We start from the raw sequence: 22,774 nt of genomic DNA, 5'->3' as shown, positions 1-22,774 counted from the left end.
ACAACAATGGGGTGAGAGAAATGAAACGTATTTTATTAGCATGCAGTTCAGGTATGTCTACGAGTTTACTAGTCACAAAGATGAAGGCACATGCTGAGTCTATAGGGGAAGAAGCAGAGATTTGGGCAGTCGGACAAGACCAAGCGAGAAAAGAAATGGCACATGCCGATGTTGTATTAATTGGACCGCAAATGAGCTTTTTAAAAGGGGATCTTCAAAAAGAAGCTCAAAAATATGGGATTGAAGTAGAGGTCATCGATATGCAGGCGTATGGGCTAGCAGATGGACAAAAAGCGTATGAACAAGCGGTTTCATTGATGGGGGAATCTTAAAGGATGGAAAAGAAAACACTCGAAGGACTCACGGAAGAACAAATCAGTTTTCAATTGATCTTACACAGCGGAAATGCACGAAGCAAATTGCTTCAATCTCTTAAACAATTTAGAGAAGGTCATGAAACAGTAGCATCTGACCTTCTCAAAGAAGCGGAAGATGACTTGCGGAATGCACATGATATCCATTTTCAAATGGTACAGCAAGAGGCAAGCGGAGAAACGATTTCATTCTCCTTGCTGCTCATGCATGCCGAAGATCATTTCATGTCAACGATGACGATAAAAGAGCTTGTGGGAGAGCTCTTACCGATATTGCAATCACTGAAACAATAAAGGGTGTAAACAAGGGGGGAAACCAATGTTTGATAAAATAAGTGCGATTTTGGTTCCGATTGCTGGGAGATTGAACAACAATCGCTATCTAGGGGTATTAAGGGATGCCTTTATGCTTGCGTTCCCATTAACGATTTTTGGTTCCATCATGGTCGTATTAATGAATCTGCCATTTTTAGATAAGATCATGAGTCAAACAGCACTGGAAGGTGTTCAGTCTGCACTGAATATTGCACCTAGTGCGACCATCAGCATTATGAGTGTGTTTGTTGTATTTGGGATTGGCTACTATTTATCGAAAAGCTATGATGTGGAAGCTGTCTTTGGCGGTGTGATCGCTTTAGCCTCTTTTCTGCTCCTTACGCCATTTTTACTAGAACAAGAGGGCGGTGCATCCATTGCAGGCGTCATCCCAGTCGATCGTTTGGGCGCAAAGGGAATGTTCCTTGGAATGATCACAGGCTTTTTGTCTGCTGAAATTTATCGCTATTTTGTCCAAAAGAAATTTGTCATCAATATGCCGCAAGGGGTTCCGCCAGCTGTTTCTAAGTCTTTTGCTGCACTCATCCCGGCTACTTTGACACTCACAACCTTTTTACTGATTAATATCATCATTACACAAGGGTTCAAAACCAACATGCATGACTTGATTTACAATGCGATTCAGGCGCCGCTTGTCGGACTTGGAAGCGGTATCATTCCGACCTTGATCGCTATTTTCTTTATACAAATTCTTTGGTTCTTTGGGCTCCACGGCCAAATTATTATCAACTCTGTCATGGACCCGATTTGGAATACATTGTCCATTCAAAATCTAGAAAGCTACACAAAAACAGGTGAGGTTCCGAACATCATCAGCAAGCAGTTTATCGAAATCTATACAGTGGGTATGGGTGGAACCGGTATGACGCTAGCTGTTGTGTTTACGATTTTAATTTTTCTTAAAAGTAAGCAATTGAAACAAGTAGCAAAGCTCGGCTTAGGACCAGGTTTATTTAACGTCAATGAACCCATTATCTTCGGTTTACCGATTGTGATGAACCCGCTTATTCTCATTCCATGGATTTTGGCGCCAATGGTGATTACTTGTATTTCTTATTTTGCGATGGCCGCAGGTATTGTGCCGCCTCCGACAGGCGTGAATATTCCATGGACAGTACCGATCTTTATTAGCGGAGTCATGGCAACAAATTCATTAGCGGGCGGTCTGCTTCAGCTGTTTAATTTAATGATTGTGTTTGTCATTTGGTTCCCGTTCCTAAAATTTATTGATCGTATGAATGTGAAAAATGAAAAAATAGTCACGACAGAAAAAACGAAACAAACAAACATCAAAGGTGAAGGAGACTCAATACATGTCGATGGAAACTAACAGTCAATCATATACATTTCCAGAAGGTTTCTGGTGGGGATCTTCTGCCTCTGCTACGCAAACAGAAGGCAGTTATCCAGGAGATGGAAAGGGACCGAACATTTGGGATCACTGGTTTGAAAAAGAGCCGAATCGTTTTTTTCAGGGCGTCGGTCCAGGTGTGACCTCGCAATTTTATCGTAAATACAAAGAGGATATCCGCCTCATGAAGGAGATTGGGCACAACTCGTTTCGTCTATCTATTTCATGGTCACGCCTTTTACCTGAGGGAAAAGGGGCCGTTAATGAAGAAGCTGTGGCTTTTTACAATGATGTGATCAATGAACTGATAGCGAGTGACATTGAACCGTTTGTGAACTTGTATCATTTTGATATGCCAATGGCGCTTCAGGAGACGGGAGGATGGGTAAACAGGCAGGTCGTAGACGATTATGTCAGCTATGCGACATTGTGTTTTCAGCTATTTGGCGACCGGGTGAAAAAATGGTTTACCCATAACGAGCCGATTGTTCCTGTAGAGGGTGGATATATGTATAGCTTCCATTATCCAAACGAAGTTGATTTCCAAAAGGCAGTGCAAGTTGGATATCATGAGATTTTATCAAATGCTAAGGCCATTGCGGCTTATAAAGAGATGAAGCAGGATGGGAAAATAGGCATTATCCTGAACCTTACTCCTTCGTATCCGCGAAGCCAGAATCCGCGGGATGTCGAAGCAGCTGAGATGGCTGACGCCTTCTTTAACCGGTCCTTCCTAGATCCAGCTGTGAAAGGACATTTCCCTGAAAAGCTAGTGGAAGTGTTAAAGAAAGAAGGATTGATGCCGGCTATGGAGGAAGGAGACCTTGAACTCATTCAAGAGAACACGATCGACCTTCTCGGCATCAACTATTATCAGCCAAGAAGAGTGAAAGCAAAGGAACACATGCCTCACCCTGATGCACCATTTATGCCAGATCATTATTTCGATTCTTTTGAAATGCCGGGCAGAAAAATGAATGTGTACCGCGGCTGGGAAATCTATGAAAAGGGTATTTACGATATATTGAAAAAAGTCCAGAAAGACTATAGGAATATTGAATGCTTTATTTCTGAAAATGGAATGGGTGTTGAAGGAGAAGAGCGGTTTCAGGATGAAGAAGGAATGATTCATGACGATTACCGCATTGATTTTATTTCTGAGCATCTTAAATGGGTGCATCAAGCCATCCAAGAAGGAAGTCAAGTAAAAGGCTATCATCTGTGGACGTTTATGGATAATTGGTCATGGTCGAATGCCTATAAAAATCGCTATGGATTTGTCTCAGTGGACCTTAAGGAAGACGGGAAACGTACCATCAAAAAAAGTGGCTACTGGTTTCAATCGGTTTCAGAGAATAATGGTTTCTAATCAAGATACTTGCTCTTTCCTTGAAAAGGGCAAGTATTTTTCTTATGTAAAGATGAAAAGGGTTGAAATGAAAGTGGCTCGAACCTTTTAAGCGCACTAGGCTTAGTGTAGAATGAGAGGAAGGCTAGAAAGCGCTATAATAGGATATGAAAAAACAAGTCAGTTGGTGGTGTGAGATGACAAAGTACGAACTCATTTCAGAAGAAATTAGAAAAAGAATAGGAACAGCATATTATCCAGAAGATCAACCCATTCCAGATGAAAACTCGCTTGCCGCTGAATTTAAATGCAGCAGAATGACGATGAAGCGTGCGCTCGATCTTTTAGTGGCGGAAGGGCTGCTCTTTAGAAAAAGAGGTCATGGCACATTTATTGTGAAGGCAGCGCTAAATCAAGGTGCGATCAACGTATCAGGTCATGAAAATAAAGGGTTCACGAAAGTGATGGCAGATAAAAACGTGACGAGCCAAATCATTCGCTTTGATGTGCATTTTCCAAGTGAAGAGGTGGCAGCTCATTTATCCATTGACTCAAGCACACCCGTCTATGACATTATTCGGCTCCGTTTGGTGGAAGAAGAGCCATATGTATTAGAAAAAACCTTTATGCCTGTCAATGTCATTAAGGGAATAGATGAAGAGGTTTTATTGGGGTCTATCTATAGCTACATTACAAACACACTTCATTTAAAAGTGGCAGGAGCGCACAAAAAAATTAGAGCGGCTAAATCAGATCAGCTTGATCAGCAATATTTAGGCTGTGACCCTACGGATCCGGTGCTAGAAGTGGAGCAGGTGGCTTATTTAAACACAGGCCGGCCGTTTGAATATTCCTTTAGCCATCATCGCTATGATAAATTTGATTTTTCAACGGTTGAAATTACGAAAACACGACTTTAAAAAAAGAGCAGAACCCCCTCAATCGGGAGACTGCTCTTTTTTCGTTGATTTTATATATTCCACCAGTGATATCCATCTTTTTCAAGAAGCTGATCTGCTTCTTTTGGTCCCATAGAACCAGCAGGGTAATTTGGTTTTAACGTTTTGGTTTCAGCCCATTTTTCTGAAATTGGATCAACAAAGTTCCAAGACAGTGCCACTTCATCCCAGTGGGCAAAGTTTGTTGCGTCACCTAGCAAACAGTCATAAATCAGCTTTTCATACGCTTCTGGTGTATTCATGATGTCGTTGTAATTTGTTTGATAGTCCAGCTTAATTGGTTTAGCATACGTTCCGCCATCAAGCTTGCGAGCATTCAGGTGAAGGGTAATGCCTTCGTCTGGCTGAATGTGAATCACAAGTAAGTTTGGATGCATGGAATTCCCGTTTCCATAGTACAGGTTCATCGGAATGTCTTTAAATTGCACCACGATTTGAGTGGATTTCTTTTCTAGACGTTTTCCTGTACGAATGTAAAATGGTACCCCGGCCCATCTAAAGTTATCGATGAGAAGTTTTCCTGCAACGAATGTTTCTGTGTTGGAGTTTGGGTCCACATTTTGCTCTTCAAGATAGGAAGGAACCATATTGCCATCAATCGTTCCTGCATCATACTGTCCGCGGACAAAGAATTGATCCACTTCATCTTTCGAGAAAGGACGAAGCGCACGCAATGCTTTCCGTTTTTCGCTACGGATTTCCTCTGTATTGAGCTTAATCGGCGGCTCCATGGCTAGTAGTGCAACCATTTGAAGCATATGGTTTTGGACCATATCTCTCAGTGCACCAGAACTCTCGTAATATCTCGCACGGTCTTCGACGCCTAATGATTCACTCGATGTGATTTGAATGTTTGAAATATAGCGGTTTGTCCAAAGCGGTTCAAAGATCGCATTCGCAAAACGAATCACCTCAATGTTTTGCACCATCTGTTTACCAAGATAGTGGTCAATACGATAAATTTGATCCTCTGTAAATGCATCTCGGATCTCTTCATTTAATGTTTTGGCACTAGGGAGGTCATGACCAAACGGTTTTTCAATGACAAGTCGAGACCATCCAGTCGTTTCTGATACGCCTTCACTTTTTAAAAACTTCGCAATGGTTCCGAAGAATTCCGGTGCCATCGCTAAATAGAACATCCGGTTATTTGGGATACTGTATGTATCTTCAAGACCAGAAAGAAGTGTGTTCAGTGCTTGATAGGAAGCAGGGCTTGAGACATCAAAGTCATGGTAATAGAAATGAGAAATAAATTCCTCTGCTTTTGCTTCTGCATCATCAGAAGAGACCGATTCTTTTACCACAGCTCTTAGGTCTTCATGAGACCAAGGACGACGTCCAACACCTACAACAGCGAATTGATCTCCAAGCTTTCCGCTATGATAAAGTCTATGTATAGAAGGGTAGAGCTTGCGTTTTGCAAGGTCTCCTGTTGCGCCAAAGATGACAATGACTGCTTTTGGATAGTTAGTTTCTGTATTCACGAAAAGTACCTCACTTTATTCGTAGCATTGTTGTAAAAACCGAGAATGTATGTACATTTTCTTTATTTTAAAGGTTCATTGTTCGTAAAGCAAACATTTGATTCGACTTTTTCTGCCCAAGTTTGACTTTTTTCAAAAATTCCGCTGAATTCACATTTATCCTGTCTTCATGTATTCTATATGAATGAAGAGATTGTATACCGGCTGTAGGAGGAAATCGTAATGGAACTGCTCTTTTTAGGAACAGGTGCAGGCATTCCTGCAAAAACAAGAAACGTCACTTGCACTGCGCTGAAGCTTTTAGAAGAGAGAAAAGCCGTGTGGCTTTTTGATTGCGGAGAAGCGACGCAGCATCAAATATTACATACAACGATTAAACCAAGAAAAATTGAGAAGATCTTTATCACGCATATGCACGGTGATCATGTATATGGTCTCCCAGGTCTGCTTGGCAGCAGGTCCTTTCAAGGCGGAGAGGATAAATTGACGATATATGGTCCAAGCGGCATTAAAGCTTTTGTAAACGCGGCACTTTCAGCGACGCAAACGCATTTGACTTATCCGCTGCATATCATAGAAATAGAGGAAGGGATCGTTTTTGAAGATGATACCTTTCAAGTAGAAGCAAAACGAGTGTCTCATGGGATCCCAGCTTACGGTTATCGGGTCGTGGAAAAAGATGTACCCGGTGCACTAAAAGCCGAAGACCTAAAAAAAATCGGTGTAAAACCTGGACCTTTGTATCAGAAGTTGAAAAATGGGGAAACCGTTACACTCGAAGATGGAAGAATGATTGATGGAACCGATTATTTGGAACCCCCTAAAAAAGGGAGAATCGTTGCATTTTCAGGAGATACCCGTTTGTGCGAGAATATAACAAGGCTTGCCAAGAATGCGGATGTGTTAGTCCATGAAGCAACATTTGGGAAAGAAGATGCAGAACTAGCCTATAATTATTATCACAGTACGACAGAACAGGCAGCAAAAACAGCGCAGGAAGCAGGCGCAAAAAGACTGATTTTGACTCATATTAGTGCACGGTACCAAGGGGAAGAGTCAATGAAACAATTACTCAAAGAAGCCCGCGATATATTCCCGCTGACTGAAGCTGCACATGATTTCTTTTCTTTTCCTATTGACCGTACCCTGTAAAAATTGGATGAATCGTCAAAAATAGTTGTGTGATTTTTTTGATATTTATGATGACGCTCTTTTTCAGGTAGTGGTAAAATGGTGAAGAAAAAACAAATGACGAATTACACTATGAAGAATACGGGAGGCACAATCAAAGATGAGCGGTTTTACAGCGTTAAGTGAAGCAGAATTAAATGACCTATATGCAGCACGACAAAAAGAGTATGAAACGTACAAAAGTAAAAACTTACACTTAGACATGTCTAGAGGGAAACCTTCACCAAAACAGCTCGATTTATCTATGGGCATGCTCGATGTCGTGACATCAAAGGATGCAATGACAGCTGAGGATGGTACAGATGTGCGAAACTATGGCGGCTTGACAGGCCTTCCTGAAACAAAGAATTTTTTTGCAAGTGTGCTCAATCTGAAGCCAGAACAAATCATCATTGGCGGTAATTCTAGCCTAAATATGATGCATGACACAATTGCCCGTGCCATGACTCACGGCGTATATGGCAGCAAAACACCTTGGGGCAAGCTTCCAAAGGTAAAATTCCTAGCACCAAGCCCAGGGTATGATCGTCATTTTGCCATTTGTGAGCATTTTAACATAGAGATGATTACGGTAGATATGAAGTCGGATGGACCTGACATGGATCAGGTAGAAAAATTGGTTGCAGAAGATGAAGCCATCAAAGGGATTTGGTGTGTACCGAAATATAGCAACCCTGACGGCATTACGTATTCAGATGAGGTTGTCGACCGTCTTGCTTCCATGCAGACAAAAGCAGACGACTTCCGTATTTTTTGGGATGATGCCTATGCAGTCCACCATCTAACAGATACGCCTGATACGTTAAAAGATATTTTTCAAGCAGTAGACAAAGCAGGACATGCAAACCGTGTGTTTATGTTCGCCTCTACTTCTAAAATTACGTTCCCAGGCTCGGGTGTTGCACTGATGGCATCTAGTCAGGACAACGTCAGCTTTATTCAAAAACAGTTATCAGTTCAAACCATTGGGCCAGATAAAATCAATCAATTAAGACACCTTCGTTTCTTCAAGAATCCAGAAGGATTGAAGGAACATATGAAAAAGCATGCAGCGATTATTAAGCCGAAATTTGACCTCGTTCTTTCGATCCTTGATGAAAAGCTTGGTGGAACAGGCATCGCTGAGTGGCACAAACCAAATGGCGGATATTTTATTAGCTTAAATACACTCGATCATTGTGCAAAAGCTGTTGTGCAAAAAGCGAAAGAAGCCGGTGTGACACTAACAGGTGCAGGGGCGACATATCCTTATGGAAACGACCCGCTTGATCGTAACATCCGTATTGCGCCAACGTTCCCAACGCTTGAAGAACTAGAGCAGGCGATTGACATCTTTACGTTATGCGTTCAGCTTGTCAGCATTGAAAAGCTGCTGTCTGAGAAAAGTCAATCAGCACCAACGGTATAATGAAAAAACTCCTTGACTGATGTCCGGTCAAGGAGTTTTTGTTTTTAGTTGGCTGTTTGATAATAAGTGGCAGGCTGTTTTGCTGCACACCATACATCATAAATCGCAAGCTGCACAATATGTGGTTCATCGTGATGAATATAGTGCGAGCTGTTCTGCGCCTGAATCCATCCGCTTTGGGATGACAATGTGAGCATTCGTTTATGAAGCCTGAGCCAAGCTTCATGTGCTGGATGAAACAAGCGGCTTTTGCCTGATGAAATGACAAGAAGGGGCATCATCCCATAATGCGTTTGCTCCTCTTTGGTCGTACGCAGCATTTGCTCAAAGTCCTCATGTGTACATTCTGCTGTGAACTGCGTCATATATGAAGTGCGTTCTTCCTTTGATAAGAGCGGCAGAATGACCTGCTCTTGCTCCTCACTTGCTGGGTCTAGAAGGACCATACCGATAACATCTTCTTTTCTGCGGCTTGCCCATAAGCGGCTGACAAGAGAGCCAAATGAGTGCGCCACAATGAGAAATGGCGGCTGAATATTGGCTTGATGTAAGAGTGTATCTAAATCATCCGCAAGATCATGCAAAGTTCTTCCTTCTTTGCTTTCGCTGCTTTTTCCATTGCCTAAACGGTCATATAAGAAAACACCAAGCTCTGGGTCAATATCACGAGCGATATTCGCCCACGTATCGCCTGAAATTCCATATCCTGCTTCAAAAATAATGGTGGCTTCCTTTTTCCCTTGACGATGCCTTGTATAAAAGTGATGTCCATCTATATGATACGTTCTTTCAATCAATGCCGAGTTCATTCTTCCATCTCCTCTAAGTGGTTCTTTAGCTAAAAGACGGCACAAAAGGCAAAGATGTTTCTCTTAAAAACAAAAAAGATGCCTATTTCAAAAAATAGACACCTTTTTGCTTAGAGATGTTACCAAGCACGATCGTATTGGCGCGGGCTTTCGATGGATGTACGAAGCTCTTTAGCGGCTGTTTTTGGGAAATACGGATCCCGTAAAAATTCTCTGCCGATAAAGATCAAGTCAGCACGCTGATTTTGTAAAATTTCTTCGGCCTGTATACCAGATGTGATCATACCGACAGCGGCTGTTTGGATGCCGGCACCTTCTCTTATTTTCTCAGCAAAGGTGACTTGGTAGCCGGGGAATGTGTTAATACTGGCTTGCACCACAGCGCCTGAGCTCACATCAATTAGATCGACTCCTTGCTCTTTCAGCCATGCGGCAATGCCAATATAATCTGCAATATCTAGTCCCTTTGTTGTGTAATCAGAAGCGGATACACGGACAAATAATGGTCCATCCCACACTTCATTGACTGCATCAACCACTTCTCTCAAGAAGCGATAACGATTTTCTGGTGAACCGCCATATTCATCTGTCCGGTGATTGGCAAGCGGTGAGAGAAATTCGTTAATCAAATAGCCATGCGCACCATGAATCTCAATGATGTCAAATCCAGCTTTCTTGGCGCGGACAGCGGCATCTTGAAACGCCTGAACGGTGTCTTTTATTTGATCGATAGACATCTCAAGAGGTGTTTTAGATTGCTCGTCAAATGGAATGCTGGATGGAGCAAGAATGTCACCATCTAGCTCAGCCTTGCGTCCTGCATGGGCTAGCTGGATGGCGGTTTTTGTTCCGTACGCTTTGATTTGTTCGTTTAATGAGGCAAACCCTTCAATGTGCTCATCACTCCAAATTCCGAGGTCCTGATCACTAATTCTTCCCTCAGGTGAAACAGCACTTGCCTCGACCATAATTAATCCGGCCTGACCTTGCGCGCGGGAAACATAATGTGCAAAGTGGAAAGGCTGTAATTTTCCATCACGGTCATAGGATGAATACATACACATCGGGGACATGACGATGCGGTTTTTGAGTGTGACACCTTTTAATGTCCAAGGTGAAAAAAGCTTTGTTTCCAATTAACTTCGCCTCCTCATAGAATGGTATAGCCGATTATAACAGTCATTCAAACATTCGTCATAAAAGGTGCTCAAACCATATAGCTTTTGAACATGATTTTGTATAATGAAAGATATGGACATCAAAGGGGGATAAACGGATGAAATGGCAAACGGAAAGTGAACTAAAGGAGCTACTCACAGCTCTGATGCAGTATGAAAGCATATCTGGTACAACGGGAGAAGTCGCATTAGCGGAATATTTATATTACTTGCTGAGGGAGCGGCCATATTTTGAGCAGCATCCTGATCACTTGGCTTTGCATCCAATGAAAGATGGCCGATATTTTTTAACGGCACTTGTCAAACGAAGTACGCTGCCACATACTGTTTTACTCCTCAGCCATTTTGATGTCGTCGATACAGAGGATTACGGAGAATTTCAAAATATGGCGTGTAAGCCCGAAGAGTTAATGGCGTCCTTTTCTCAAAAAAGTGCACTTCTTCCAAAAAGGGCAAGAGAGGATTTAGCTTCAGGTGACTGGCTGTTTGGACGAGGGTCCATGGATATGAAAGCAGGCCTGACTGTCCAGCTTTCCATGCTGGAAAGAGCGATGGCGGGGAGGTTTGAAGGAAATATTCTGCTCGTCACAGTGCCAGATGAAGAAGTGAATTCACAGGGGATGCTGGAGGCTGTTCCGAAACTAAAGGAGCTCAAGCAGAAGTATGACCTTGAGTATACCGCTTGTTTAAACAGTGAGCCGATGTTTGAAAAGTATCCCGGGGATGCGCACCAATACATCTATACAGGTAGTATAGGGAAGGTACTTGCGGGATTTTTCTGCAAAGGAATTGAAACACATGTAGGTGAGCCCTTCTCAGGATTAAATGCAAATTTTATGGTATCTGAATTAAACAGGCTGTTAGAACTGAATAGTGATTATTGTGAGGAAGTAGATGGTGAAGTGACACCGCCTCCGACCAATTTGATGCAAAAGGATTTGAAAGAAGCTTACTCTGTTCAAACGCCTCACACGGCTGTTTCTTTATTTAATGTGCTGATGATGAACCGCTCTAGTGAAGAGCTTCACGGGCTCCTCTATGAAACTGCGAAACAAGCAGCAGCTCAAATTGAAGCCAATCTCAAACAGAAAACCGCTGCATTTCAACGATTTAAACATTTTACACCCATTGATACAAACATCACGGTGTTAACGTATCATGAGCTGTACGAAAAAGCTGCTGAACGATCCGGAAAGCAGGAGGTCGAGCGAATTGTCAACTACGCCTTTGCCAACCGGGGTGAGCTTGGGGATCGTGATTTTTCAACCAAAATTGTATCAGAACTGACGACCCTTTGTAAGGAAGATGGAGCACTGATTGTGTTGTTTTATAGTCCACCATTTTACCCATCTGTTTCTTCAACAAACGATCTGCATATTCAAACGACCTTAAAGAAGATTCAAAGAGAAGCAAAAGAGATCTATGGAATCGAAGTAGAAGAAGTCAAATATTTTCCTGGTTTATCTGATTTAAGCTACTTACAGCTTGAAAATCAAGATATAGAGGATTATACAGCCAACATGCCGCTATACCAAAAAGGTTACTCGTTACCACAAGGAGAAAAAGAAGCTCTTAACGTTCCTGTCATCAACGTTGGTCCATTAGGAAAGGATGCGCACAAATGGACAGAACGGCTGCATGTCCCATTCACTTTTGGCGTTTTGCCGTCGCTCTTACAATCAACAATTCATGCTTTATTAGAAAAGAATTAAGTGAAAGCTCTATCATCATGATAGGGCTTTTCTTTTTGATATCCATCACCTTCTGTCTAAAGAAATAGAGTATGATATAGAATAATACTTACATATATTTGAAGGGGGATTGTGAGAGTGAAAACAGGAGTACTAACAAAAACAGAGATCATGACATCACTTCATGAGAGTTTGCGTAAGCTTGAGGAGTTAGTATGGACATGTGATGAGGCTACATTAGATGAATCTTTTGGGGAAGGCAAGTGGTCGATTAAACAAATTGTTGGACATTTGTATGATACAGAAGAAGTCTGGTCAGAGCGGATAGAGCAGGCAATATCAAATGAGCACACGCTTTTCGCATCATATGATCCAGAGATATATGTGAAGGGAAGAGCTTATGAAACGTATACCGCACAAGAGGTCAGTGCATTGATCGAACGCTTAAAAGAGAGCAGAAACAAAACACTACAACGATTAGAAAAGGATACATGGGATTTTTCAGGTCTCCATCCTGAAGAAGGGATGATGACAGTCCAAATATTAGCTGAAACCATTGCTTTACATGAAATTCATCACCTCGATCAAATCAAAGCCATTATGTCCATGAGAGCATCGAGTGATAGATGAAAAGCACCTGTCATCAAGGCAGGTGCTTTGCTCTCTTACTTATACGTACTCGCTGAAAACATATCGTTTAATTCTGCTGCACGTTTTGTCGCTGTTTTCACACAATCGACAATCGCTTCTTCAAATTGATAGGAAGCAAGGGTATTAAGTCCTGCTTCTGTCGTTCCGCCTTCGCTCGTAATTTCTTTGCGCAGTTCAGCAGGTTCCTTACCGCTATCCTGAAGCATATTTGCAGCGCCTGCAATCATTTGACAAATGAGCAATTTCGCTGTCTCTTGGTCCATCCCAAGTTCCGATGCACCTCGCTCCATTCCTTCAATCAAATGATAAATAAAGGCAGGACCGCTGCCGGCAATGGCTGTGACCGCATTCAGCTGTGATTCATCTAAAACCGTCACATGACCGATCGTTTCAAACAGCTGAACTGCTTTTTCCTTTTGCGCCTCTGTGACTTCATCACTGACAGCAATGCCAGTAGCTGATTGTTGTATGGCTGCTGATGTATTTGGCATCGCACGAACCACCGCCGTTTTTGCGCCAGCATAATGCTGAATGGTTTCAATAGAAATGCCCGCTAAAATAGAAATAATCAGCTGTCCATTTAAATGGGGCCTTACTTCAGAAATGCCACTTTCCGCATCTTTTGGTTTTAAAGCAAACACCAGCATATCGGCTTCTTCATAAATAAAGGAACGCGCGAAATCTGTTTTGACTCCATAACGTGCATGTAATTCTTCTAATCGTTTTTCATTTGTTTTATTTGTGACAATGATATCTTCATTTGACATAATGCCGCTCTTTAAAAGACCTTTAATCATAGACTCGGCCATTGAGCCTGCACCAATAAATCCAATTTTACTCATAAGCTGCTCCTCCTTGTAGAAAATAAAAAAACCTCTCGTCTGCAAAGGACGAAAGGTTTTTCGCGGTACCACCCTCAATTAGCATGCAATCATACATACTCAGCTCTAGTCCCTTAACGCGGGAAACGTTTAGGTTTGCCTAACAGCTCAAAGGGCAGGTTCAGCAAATAAGAGGATGGTGAAGTCTTACAGCCGGCGGACCTCACTCTCTTACATCGTTATTTTGCTTACTAATCCTTGTCATCGCGCATCTTATATTTGTTGTTCATTATGCAACGATGGACAAGTTTGTGTCAATAGGGAAAGATAAAAAAATGACCATCTAAACCGCATGACAGTCTGCCCTTTGCAAGATACAATGAATAAAGAAGAGGAAGTTCAGATGATCTATGAGTCAAAAAGCAGGAGATGACGTATAAAAGTGAAAGAAGAAATGATTCAATTATCCATCCCTACACCGTTTGCGGTGGGGGATGTCCATGCATATGTATTAAAAGGCGATGCCGTGACCTTAGTTGATTCCGGACCGATGACACAAGAGGCGCAGCATGCCTTTGTCACGCAATTAAAGGAACATCATTTATCAATAGATGATATTGATCAAGTGGTTTTGACACATCATCATGCAGATCATGTCGGTCTTTTAGATCTGATGAAACCCCATGTCCGTGTCATCGGACACGAGTTAAATGAGCCCTATATTAGTCAGGATGCAGCGTTTAAACAGCGTCAAATCCATTTTATGAATGATTTTTTTCAGCAGTTAGGTGTGCCGCTTCGTCAAGGTGAGTGTGAAAGAATGGTGAGGCAGTCCTATACATATTCTTGTACGGCACATGTCGATGACGTCATAAAAGAAGGCGATCGTTTGAAGGGACATGAGCATTTCCAAGTGCTGGAGACCCCGGGACATGCACAATCTCATCTCTCTTTTTTAGATGAAACAACAGGGAATTTCATCGGCGGTGATCTGCTGCTTACAACCATTTCTTCCAATCCGTTAATGGAAGCGCCAATGAAAGGAACAGAACGTCAAAAATCGCTGCTTCAATATAAAGCATCACTCGAGCGTTTATTGCATTTGCCCATTCAGGCGATTTATCCAGGGCATGGCCAGCTCATTACCTCTCATCACGAATTGATCGAAGAAAGATTTAAAAAACAGGAAAAACGGGCAAATACGATGTATCAGCTGCTTCAACGAAAGGAAATGACCGCCTTTCATCTTTGCCGCACCTTATTTCCGGGCCTGTATGAAGAAGCATTATTTCTGACAATGTCTGAGACAGTCGGCCAGCTTGATGTGCTTTTAGCGGCTGGACAAATTGAAGAAGTGCAAAAAGACGGAACCCTCTACTATCGAGCAACTGAAGGAGTGAAATAAATGGGGCGACTAACAGGAAAGAGAATATGGATTACAGGTGCTTCAGGCGGTATTGGTGAAAAGATGGCGTACTTGGCAGCAGCCGAAGGAGCAGAAATCATTGTGTCGGCAAGACGAATTGAAAAGCTCGCAGGTGTAAAAGAAAAGATTATAAGTGCTGGCGGCGTATGTCACATCGTTCAGCTTGATGTCAGTCAGCTTGAGGACATTGATCAAGCCTATCAACAAGTGGGTGCTGTTGATATTTTGGTGAACAATGCCGGCTTTGGTGTGTTCGATCTCGTCGAAGACGCATCCATTGAAGAAATGGTGTCGATGTTTGAGGTCAATGTCTTTGGTTTAATTGCCTGCACAAAAAAGGTCCTTCCTGAGATGAAACAAAGAGGGAAGGGGCATATTATCAATATTGCGTCACAGGCAGGCAAAATTGCCACCCCTAAATCCGCCATCTATTCCGCATCAAAACATGCGGTTCTCGGATTTTCAAACAGCCTCAGAATGGAGCTGGCAGACAGCGGAATTCATGTCACAACCGTCAATCCAGGACCGATTGCCACAGACTTCTTTACCATTGCAGACCGCAGTGGTGAATATGTTAAAAATGTTGATTTTATGATGCTCAGTGCTGACAAGGTAGCAGGGAAGGTCGTATCCGCCATGATGACGAAAAAAAGAGAGATTAATTTACCAGGATGGATGAATGCTGGCAGTAAGTTGTATCAATTATTCCCGTTTTTATTTGAAAAAGCAGCACGTAAAGCGATGATGAAAAAATAACAAAAAAAGAAACCGGTCACAGGCTGGTTTCTTTTTTTGTTTGATGGGGCTTAATATTGGTGACGCCAAAGACATTGCCATCAACATCTTCGAAGCTAAAACCGCCTAAGTCTGGGTCAGCTAATATTTGAATATCCGATACGGTGACGTTATGCTCGCTTAAATACTGGTGAAATTTTTTTAAATTCTTCACAAATAAATCAATCATACTATGCCGAACTCCTGTAAAAGAGTTCATAAAGTAGATTCGTTTCTCGTGTTTTGTTTTGACGAGATAAAAAGAAGGTCCCTCGCCATGAGTAAAAGTGAGCATAGCGGCTTCTTCTGATTGATGTAGAACGATCATCTCTAAAATCTGGTCATACCAAGAGACAGCCCGGGGGATATCAGTCACAGGAATTTCAATAGTAGCAATTTGTTGAATGGTCAATGGCTTCACTCCTTTTTCTATATCCGCCTTGCCGCTTGCTGAAGTGGATCCCATACACTGTTAAAAGGGGGGGCATAGCTAATATCTAAATCTTCAAGGTCTGTCACAGTCAGCCCTTGATAAAGAGCCGTTGCCATGACATCAATTCGTTTATCAACACCTTCTTTACCGATGATTTGTGCGCCAAGCAAGGTGTGATCATCGCTTCTGTAAATCAGTTTCACTTTCATTTTCTCTGCATCTGGGTAATATCCAGCGTGGTCAGTGCTGTCGATGGTGATGGTGGAGAAAGGAAGGCCCGCGTCTTTTGCTTCTTTCTCTGATAAACCCGTTCGCCCTGCTGTCACGTCCATAAATTTCATCACCGCTGTGCCGGTGACGCCTTGAAACGCGCGGTTTGTTCCTGTCATATGAAAGCCTGCGATTCTTCCTTGTTTATTTGCTGTCGTGCCGAGCGGAATATAGTCCAGTTCTTTTTTGATACGGTGATAGGTCGCTGCGCAGTCCCCCGCCGCATAGATATCTTGTACATTCGTCTGCATGTATTCATTCACAACGACTGCACCATTTTGAAGTCGCTGAATTCCTGTGCTGTCTAAAAAGGATGTTTGCGGAGTGACGCCAACGGCAATGATGACCATATCTGTTTCAATGGTCTGTTTGTCTGTTTGAACAGCTGTTACATGTGTCTTGCCCTTTAATTTTTGCACTGTTTCACCAAGTACCACGTGAATGCTTTGATTGTCCGCTTCTTCTTTCAGATATTTTGCCATATCGGGATCAAAGCCTGGCCCAAGTGTTGCACCCCGCTGAATGATATGAACGTCTTTGCCTAGCGCTTTTAAATTTTCTGCCATTTCTAAACCGATATATCCTCCGCCGATGATCGTGATATGTGTGACGTCTTTTTTGAGATTGTCTAAAATAGACAGCGCATGCGGGATTGTTTTTAATACGTGGACACCTTCTAATGAATGACTGTCTAGATCAAGTGTGACGGGGCTTGCTCCTGTCGCAATTAACAGACGGTCATACGTTTCTGTAAAGGGCTCTTTTGTTTTAGAATGAATACCCGATACTGTTTTTTGCTCTGGATCAATTGAGGTCACTTCGTGTAAGCATCTGGCATCAATTCCGTATTTGTCACGAAAGGTGTCAGCGCTGCGTGCGATGAGTTTTCTGTGATGATCAATGAGACCGCCGATCAAGTAGGGGAGTCCGCACTGTCCATATGAGAAAATCTCTCCTTTTTCAAAAGCTACAATTTGCGCGTCTGGATCCTCCCTATATATTTGCATAGCGCAGCTCATTCCTGCTGCATCTCCGCCAATCATCACATATTTCATTTGGTGTGCTCCCTTCTATCTATCAAACTGAATACTCTTATTTACCCTCATTTTCCTTTATTTAATGCTTTTTTTTCGCAAAAGAAGCAAACTTTCGTTGAAAAATAAAGACAGCGCCTTCATTTTAAGCTACAATCGGATTATCGTCTTTTTGGTTATGAGTTTAGTTTAGATTGGTGGGAAAGACTTTGGGTGACGAACGACTAGATTTTAATACACTATATACACGCCATACGAGAGAGGCATGGGCCGCTCTTGGAGAATATATGCCGGTATCTGTTTCAGAAGAAGAAGTGAGAGCACTTCAAGGATTAAACGACTACTTATCGCTAGAAGAAGTTCGAGATATTTACATACCGCTTATTCGTTTTCTGACATTACATGTCTTTGCAGAAAAACAAAAAAATCAGCATGTCAATGCTTTTTTAAACTACCCGCATCATGCGAAAATCCCCTTTTTAATCGGGATTGCAGGAAGTGTGGCCGTCGGAAAAAGCACGACAGCACGTATCATTGAAACACTTTTATCAAGGCTTGGAGATGGGCTGAAGGTGAGTCTCGTGACAACAGACGGCTTTTTGTATCCACAAAAAGAGTTAAAAGATCGAGGGCTGATGGAAAAGAAAGGCTTCCCGGAAAGCTATGATGTTAAAGCGCTTCTTTCGTTTTTAAATGAATTGAAATCAGGGAAACAAACTGTGCATGCACCTGTATATTCACATCTTACCTATGACCGGCTTGAAGGGGTGTATGAGACAGTAGAAGATGCAGATATTGTGATCATTGAAGGGATCAATGTGTTGCAATCACCGGCACTGGATGATCTGAAGGATGAGCCGCGCGTGTTTGTATCAGATTACTTCGATTTTTCGATTTATGTAGATGCCGCTGAGACGCAAATTCAATGCTGGTATAAAGAACGGTTCCGTTTGCTGCGGGAAACAGCCTTCCAAGATCCTGAATCCTTCTTTCATCAATACAAAGATTTGTCGGATGAAGAAGCAGATCAGATGGCAAGCACGATTTGGAATACAGTGAACCGGCCAAATTTATATGAAAATATTTTGCCGACAAAATATAGAGCCGATTTGATTTTAAAAAAAGGCGATCAGCATAAGGTGGAAGAGATCGCCATCCGCAGGGTATAAAGAAAACCGCTCAATTGAGAGCGGTTTTAGATTGTTGACAAAGGGCTAAAATGAACTTTATTTTAGCCCTTTGTCTTCTTTTGAGCGTGATAGAAAACCTTTGAAGTCTAGGAAGGACAGCTACTTTTACGGAGCGAATTTGACATTCGTGAGTACTAGCGCGCAGGACTGACAAAGAATGCGAGGGTTTGTCTACACGCTGAAACCGCTCAAATTGAGAGCGGTTTTTTAATGACCTCCACTTACTTTCACAGCCACGGCAGCCGCCGTTCGTTTTTTTAGGCGGTAGTATCCGATAAGTAAAAACGGAACGCCTGCAGCGGTGACAATCGCCAAGACTGAAAAAATAGAAAGGGGATGGGCTGCGCCAAATAAGTCAATACACAATCCTCCGACAAACGGTCCGACGACGCTACCGAGCTGAGAAAACCCCATTGCGCCGAAGTATGATCCTTTCACTTCAGGTTTTGCAATATTGTCTACAAACAGATCCATCATCGCAAAGAGCAGCACTTCACCAATCGTAAACACGACAATGATGAAAGCAAGCGTACCGAGACTTTGTGAAAAAGCAATGGCAAACAAACTGCCTGCTAGAAGCACGTTCCCAGTCGTTAATGACAAAATCGTTGAATAGCGCTTAGCGATCATAATCAGCGGGTACTGAACGACAATGACAACCACTGCGTTTAAGGATAAAAGATACCCAAACAGTTTAGGGCCATCCTCAATCATAGGGGATGCCGATAAATATTGAGGCAGTGTTGAGCTTAGGTGTGAATAGCCAAATGAACATAAAGTAACGCCAATGAGGATGATGCTAAAGACCGTATCTTTCTGAATAATGGAAAGAGCTTTTTTGACGCCGATTTGTTTGGTGCTTTCTGGAGCAGCCACTGGATGCTTTTGAAATTGCCATGCCAGCGTTAACCCATACAACAAGTAAATGAGGGCAGCGACGAGAAATGGAAAAGTCGTTTTTGATGACCCGAGATATAAGCCAAGCAGCGGGCCGAAAATGACACCAATGTTAATGGCCGTATACCGTAAGTTAAAGACAAACAACCGAATGCTCGATGGGGTGACATCGGATAAGAGTGCTTTAGACGTTGGTTCAAACAGCGCCCGGCACAGTCCATTTAAAGCATTCATAAAAAAGAAGACCCAAATGGCATCTGCAAATGCGAAGCCAACAAAGACAAGTGTCCAGCCAAAGATGGATAAAAGCATGACCTTTTTTCTGCCGATTCGGTCGGAAACATAGCCGCCGTAAAAACTCGCAACAATCCCAATAAGAGAGCTGACGGCAATGATCAATCCAGCTGAAGAGGCTGAGGCGCCTTTGACTTGTGTCAAATAAACGGCTAAAAAGGGAATGCTCATGGATGTCGCCATTCGGCCAAATATCGTGCCGATGATGATCGTCCAACTAAGTGGATGTAAAGTGCGTAAGTTATTTTTCATGCTGTGTCTCCCCTGAGTTTGTAAGATGTTCCAATCATACATGAAAAATTGTGCAAATTAAATACACAATTTGATGGAGGAGTCATCCGTCAAATGACAGAGAAGCTTGAACTGTTCCGTTCATTCGAAGAGCATATGCCTCGTTTTCAAGGTTTTAAGCCTTGATGGATCATAATTTTTTCAGAAAAACGAAGCGGGTTTTTCAATGATCATGTTTTCGTTTTGCGAAAATCAATTGAGATCGATGGCAATAATTTGATGTAAGGAAAGGTTTAGAACATCTTCGTCATTCACGATTTTCATTTGGCGTGTTTCATAATGAATGGCTTTCACCCAGCCCCAAAACTGTGCTTTCATGCCTGATGAGACATATGTCACGCAAATCGCTTGATCCTCGGTAATCGACTGTGTGATCAAAACATTCATTTCCTCTAGCTGATCGGAGCTGAGCGGTAGAGGTGTATATTCTTTTTTCTTTCGTTTTTGAGCAAGTAGTTGCTCCCGGTGCTCTGGTAGCATCATTCGGCTTGATTCCCACATGATGTTGTATCCAGGTGTTAATTTATTGGGATTCATGCTTGTTCGCCTCCGTTATTTGTAATGCCCGCCAATTTTTTCGGCGCGGTGATATACCTGCCCTGCGCTTGTCAGTGACGAAGCATGCAATAATGCCGCAGGTCCATATTTCAGATGGATTTCATCAAATACTTTGCTGAGTTGATCTTTCTTCAAATGATGATCAAATAAAGTCAGCTGATAGTGGCTGTCAGGCTGCAGCTGTGAGAGGGTAATGCCTACACTGCGAATGGGCTGGCCATCCCAGTGCTGCTGGCATAGCTGAATCGCTGCCTCTGCAATATCTGAGCCATACTGTGTCGGTGAATGAAGCTTCATTTGTCGATGAAAGCCTGTTGGATGTGAAAAATCAGCCCCTCTTACACCAACAGACACCGTTTGACCGAGATAATGCTTAAAACGTGCCCGCCTAGCGACTTCCTCACTCAATTCAAGAAGAGCGACTTTGATCTCCTCAAAAGATGCGTAATCACGGGGAAGGGTCATATGATGCCCAACGGCTTTTTGTTGATCATGTGTGTGAATAGTGACTGGGGAGGGATCGTGTCCTAAAGCTGTTCGCTGCAGAAGCTCCCCATTGATTCCCCAGCGTTTTTTTAATCGGTCTAACGGATAAGTAGCAAGTGTGCCAATGGTACTGATACCCATTCGTTTCAAATGATGCTCCATTCGTTTGCCGACGCCAAATAATTTTCCAATTGGAAGCGGCCATAAATCAGCAGCAACCCGGTCGGCACTCAGTTCGTAGATGCCGGATGTGTTTTTTTTGGCAAAATGGTCACAGGCCATTTTAGCGAGCACTTTATTAGGGCCGATGCCCACACGTGCGTAAATGCCAGTCTGATTCATAATCGTTGTTTGTATATGTTGAGCGATCTCATGTGGAGAGCCGAATAGTGTAAGACTGCCTGTAATATCAAGAAACTGTTCATCAATGGAATATGGCTCGACAAGGTCTGTGTATTGTTCAAGCAGTTCTGTAATCATGACAGAGACATCGAGATAGCGCTGCATACGTGGACGTACAACCACTGCTTCAGGACATTTCTCCTGTGCTTCCCATAACCTTGATGCATTTTGTACGCCACGTTTCTTCGCGAGAGGGCAGGCTGCCAGGACGACTCCGCTTCTTCGTTCTGGATCTCCAGAGACAATGAGCGGCACATTCTCCCAATGAGGCGCCTCCACCTTCTCAACTGATGCATAAAATGACTGCATATCCACAAGTAGAATGGTTCGTTCATTCATTGTACTTCACCTCTTAGAACGTATGTTCTGTATCTATTGTAAACAACATGAGGTGAAATTCATACTGGTAAATCATTCAAAAGCTGTCCATACAAAAAAGACGAAGTGGTGAACACTTCGTCTCGTCTGCTGCAACGATTGTTAGGCATGTGCCATGTTGTGGAATGTTTGGAGCGGTTCAGAACGCAGACGATAAGCCATCAGCTTTTTCTTTGGCTTATGTGTAAACTGCCGAACCACATCCACATGGTCATCATAATGGAACAGATAAAGGGTGACATCATGTTTCCCATGCTTTGTTTGCATAGTAAGCGGCGCTGGCCCTTCATTCGGATGAAGAAAGCGTTCTTCATCACCAGGGTAAATATAATAGCGTTCAATAAAGATCGCATCATTAAAATGTTGAATGATTTCAGATGCTCGCTGCTCATCAAGCGAACGACCTTGAAAAGTAATATTTGTTTGCTCACTTGTTACTTTAGCATGTACGGCGTAGCGGCTAAAAAGGCGCTCAACAACACCAGAAGGCAAAGAGGTGACAAGCAGCTTTAAAAGACTAAATACAACAAGCGAAATAACAACCCAAACCAATCTCATCATCTCCAATAAACATTTGTACCTTTTCCTATATGAACCATCTTAACATAACAAATGAATGAAACTTTCGCACAAAAAGTGAACTTTTTGAAATAAGTGTGAAGATTTAAAAGGAGATGGCGGCTGAAAGACGAAGAACCAACAAGTGAACATGAAAAAGACGGGCATACTGTCTTTAC

At 42.5% G+C, this 22,774-nt stretch carries 22 protein-coding genes and 1 other annotated feature; of the genes, 12 read left to right on the top strand and 10 right to left on the bottom strand.

Translation table 11 applies throughout. The features are described 5' to 3' along the window. Positions 1-20: 20 nt before the first annotated feature. The 5 genes from NST09_RS11095 to NST09_RS11075 all read left to right on the top strand — a co-directional run bounded on the left by NST09_RS11095 (position 21) and on the right by NST09_RS11075 (position 4,329). On the top strand, positions 21-332 hold the full coding sequence (locus tag NST09_RS11095) for a PTS sugar transporter subunit IIB (RefSeq protein WP_008342261.1): 312 nt from the start codon (positions 21-23) through the stop codon (positions 330-332). Between the two features lie 3 nt (positions 333-335). Next, complete coding sequence (locus NST09_RS11090) at positions 336-668, top strand: PTS lactose/cellobiose transporter subunit IIA (RefSeq protein ID WP_017357943.1); 333 nt, start codon at positions 336-338, stop codon at positions 666-668. 25 nt (positions 669-693) lie between these two features. Further along, a complete protein-coding gene (celB, locus tag NST09_RS11085) occupies positions 694-2,040 on the top strand; it encodes a PTS cellobiose transporter subunit IIC (RefSeq protein ID WP_007501108.1) in 1,347 nt (448 codons plus the stop codon). Then, a complete protein-coding gene (locus tag NST09_RS11080) occupies positions 2,024-3,430 on the top strand; it encodes a glycoside hydrolase family 1 protein (RefSeq protein WP_342493006.1) in 1,407 nt (468 codons plus the stop codon). The genes celB and NST09_RS11080 overlap by 17 nt, the downstream gene beginning before the upstream one ends. Positions 3,431-3,606: 176 nt before the next feature. Beyond that, complete coding sequence (locus NST09_RS11075) at positions 3,607-4,329, top strand: GntR family transcriptional regulator (RefSeq protein WP_017357941.1); 723 nt, start codon at positions 3,607-3,609, stop codon at positions 4,327-4,329. Positions 4,330-4,379: 50 nt separating this feature from the next. Here the strand turns inward: NST09_RS11075 and zwf are convergent, their stop codons facing one another. Continuing rightward, entirely contained in the window at positions 4,380-5,855 is a 1,476-nt protein-coding gene (gene zwf, locus NST09_RS11070; RefSeq protein ID WP_249668907.1) for a glucose-6-phosphate dehydrogenase, read from the bottom strand. Positions 5,856-6,077: 222 nt separating this feature from the next. Here zwf and rnz point away from each other — a divergent pair, with 222 nt between their 5' ends. Continuing rightward, positions 6,078-7,007, top strand: coding sequence for a ribonuclease Z (gene rnz, locus NST09_RS11065; protein ID WP_035702824.1), 930 nt, complete (start codon positions 6,078-6,080; stop codon positions 7,005-7,007). A 139-nt stretch (positions 7,008-7,146) separates the two neighbouring features. After that, the gene (locus tag NST09_RS11060; RefSeq protein WP_035702826.1) at positions 7,147-8,454 is read left to right on the top strand and encodes an aminotransferase class I/II-fold pyridoxal phosphate-dependent enzyme; all 1,308 of its coding nucleotides are present in this window, start codon (positions 7,147-7,149) and stop codon (positions 8,452-8,454) included. Between the two features lie 44 nt (positions 8,455-8,498). On the opposite strand, the gene NST09_RS11055 is transcribed toward NST09_RS11060, so the two are convergent. Then, positions 8,499-9,263 carry an alpha/beta hydrolase gene (locus NST09_RS11055; RefSeq protein ID WP_046343924.1) on the bottom strand — a complete coding sequence of 255 codons (765 nt, stop codon included), beginning with the start codon at positions 9,261-9,263 and terminating at the stop codon, positions 8,499-8,501. 119 nt (positions 9,264-9,382) lie between these two features. Beyond that, complete coding sequence (gene namA / locus NST09_RS11050) at positions 9,383-10,399, bottom strand: NADPH dehydrogenase NamA (RefSeq protein WP_035390757.1); 1,017 nt, start codon at positions 10,397-10,399, stop codon at positions 9,383-9,385. A 140-nt stretch (positions 10,400-10,539) separates the two neighbouring features. On the opposite strand from namA, the gene NST09_RS11045 reads away from it, so the two are divergent. Both NST09_RS11045 and NST09_RS11040 read left to right on the top strand, forming a co-directional pair. Further along, positions 10,540-12,153 carry a M20/M25/M40 family metallo-hydrolase gene (locus tag NST09_RS11045; RefSeq protein WP_046343922.1) on the top strand — a complete coding sequence of 538 codons (1,614 nt, stop codon included), beginning with the start codon at positions 10,540-10,542 and terminating at the stop codon, positions 12,151-12,153. Positions 12,154-12,270: 117 nt separating this feature from the next. Next, complete coding sequence (locus NST09_RS11040) at positions 12,271-12,762, top strand: DinB family protein (protein ID WP_008342284.1); 492 nt, start codon at positions 12,271-12,273, stop codon at positions 12,760-12,762. 35 nt (positions 12,763-12,797) lie between these two features. Here NST09_RS11040 and proC read toward each other — a convergent pair whose 3' ends face one another. Beyond that, positions 12,798-13,625 (bottom strand): pyrroline-5-carboxylate reductase, encoded by an 828-nt coding sequence (gene proC / locus NST09_RS11035; RefSeq protein ID WP_008342285.1) that lies wholly within the window; start codon positions 13,623-13,625, stop codon positions 12,798-12,800. Between the two features lie 41 nt (positions 13,626-13,666). Next, positions 13,667-13,878: a binding site (T-box leader), on the bottom strand. Between the two features lie 168 nt (positions 13,879-14,046). Here proC and NST09_RS11030 point away from each other — a divergent pair. Next, positions 14,047-15,009, top strand: coding sequence for an MBL fold metallo-hydrolase (locus NST09_RS11030; protein WP_035390752.1), 963 nt, complete (start codon positions 14,047-14,049; stop codon positions 15,007-15,009). Next, positions 15,010-15,786: an SDR family oxidoreductase gene (locus NST09_RS11025; protein WP_025207582.1), complete on the top strand. Its 777-nt coding sequence runs from the start codon at positions 15,010-15,012 to the stop codon at positions 15,784-15,786. A gap of 16 nt (positions 15,787-15,802) precedes the next feature. Here NST09_RS11025 and NST09_RS11020 read toward each other — a convergent pair whose 3' ends face one another. Continuing rightward, the gene (locus NST09_RS11020) at positions 15,803-16,225 is read right to left on the bottom strand and encodes a VOC family protein (protein ID WP_342493005.1); all 423 of its coding nucleotides are present in this window, start codon (positions 16,223-16,225) and stop codon (positions 15,803-15,805) included. A gap of 8 nt (positions 16,226-16,233) precedes the next feature. Beyond that, complete coding sequence (locus NST09_RS11015) at positions 16,234-17,562, bottom strand: CoA-disulfide reductase (RefSeq protein ID WP_035390747.1); 1,329 nt, start codon at positions 17,560-17,562, stop codon at positions 16,234-16,236. Between the two features lie 188 nt (positions 17,563-17,750). Between NST09_RS11015 and coaA the strand changes: the two genes are divergently transcribed. Then, entirely contained in the window at positions 17,751-18,710 is a 960-nt protein-coding gene (coaA, locus tag NST09_RS11010; protein WP_039963997.1) for a type I pantothenate kinase, read from the top strand. Between the two features lie 228 nt (positions 18,711-18,938). Here coaA and NST09_RS11005 read toward each other — a convergent pair whose 3' ends face one another. From NST09_RS11005 to NST09_RS10990, 4 genes are all read right to left on the bottom strand, one after another. Continuing rightward, the gene (locus tag NST09_RS11005) at positions 18,939-20,174 is read right to left on the bottom strand and encodes an MFS transporter (protein WP_008343828.1); all 1,236 of its coding nucleotides are present in this window, start codon (positions 20,172-20,174) and stop codon (positions 18,939-18,941) included. Positions 20,175-20,405: 231 nt separating this feature from the next. Further along, on the bottom strand, positions 20,406-20,750 hold the full coding sequence (locus tag NST09_RS11000) for a YolD-like family protein (protein WP_017367544.1): 345 nt from the start codon (positions 20,748-20,750) through the stop codon (positions 20,406-20,408). 15 nt (positions 20,751-20,765) lie between these two features. Then, positions 20,766-21,998, bottom strand: coding sequence for a DNA polymerase IV (locus NST09_RS10995; RefSeq protein ID WP_342493004.1), 1,233 nt, complete (start codon positions 21,996-21,998; stop codon positions 20,766-20,768). A gap of 141 nt (positions 21,999-22,139) precedes the next feature. Then, positions 22,140-22,589 (bottom strand): YfmQ family protein, encoded by a 450-nt coding sequence (locus NST09_RS10990; protein WP_024718948.1) that lies wholly within the window; start codon positions 22,587-22,589, stop codon positions 22,140-22,142. Positions 22,590-22,774: the final 185 nt, after the last annotated feature.

Origin of the sequence: Bacillus sp. FSL W7-1346, assembly GCF_038593335.1 — a bacterium.
In the GTDB taxonomy this organism is placed as follows: domain Bacteria; phylum Bacillota; class Bacilli; order Bacillales; family Bacillaceae; genus Bacillus; species Bacillus altitudinis.
This window is presented reverse-complemented; position numbering and strand designations above follow the sequence as displayed.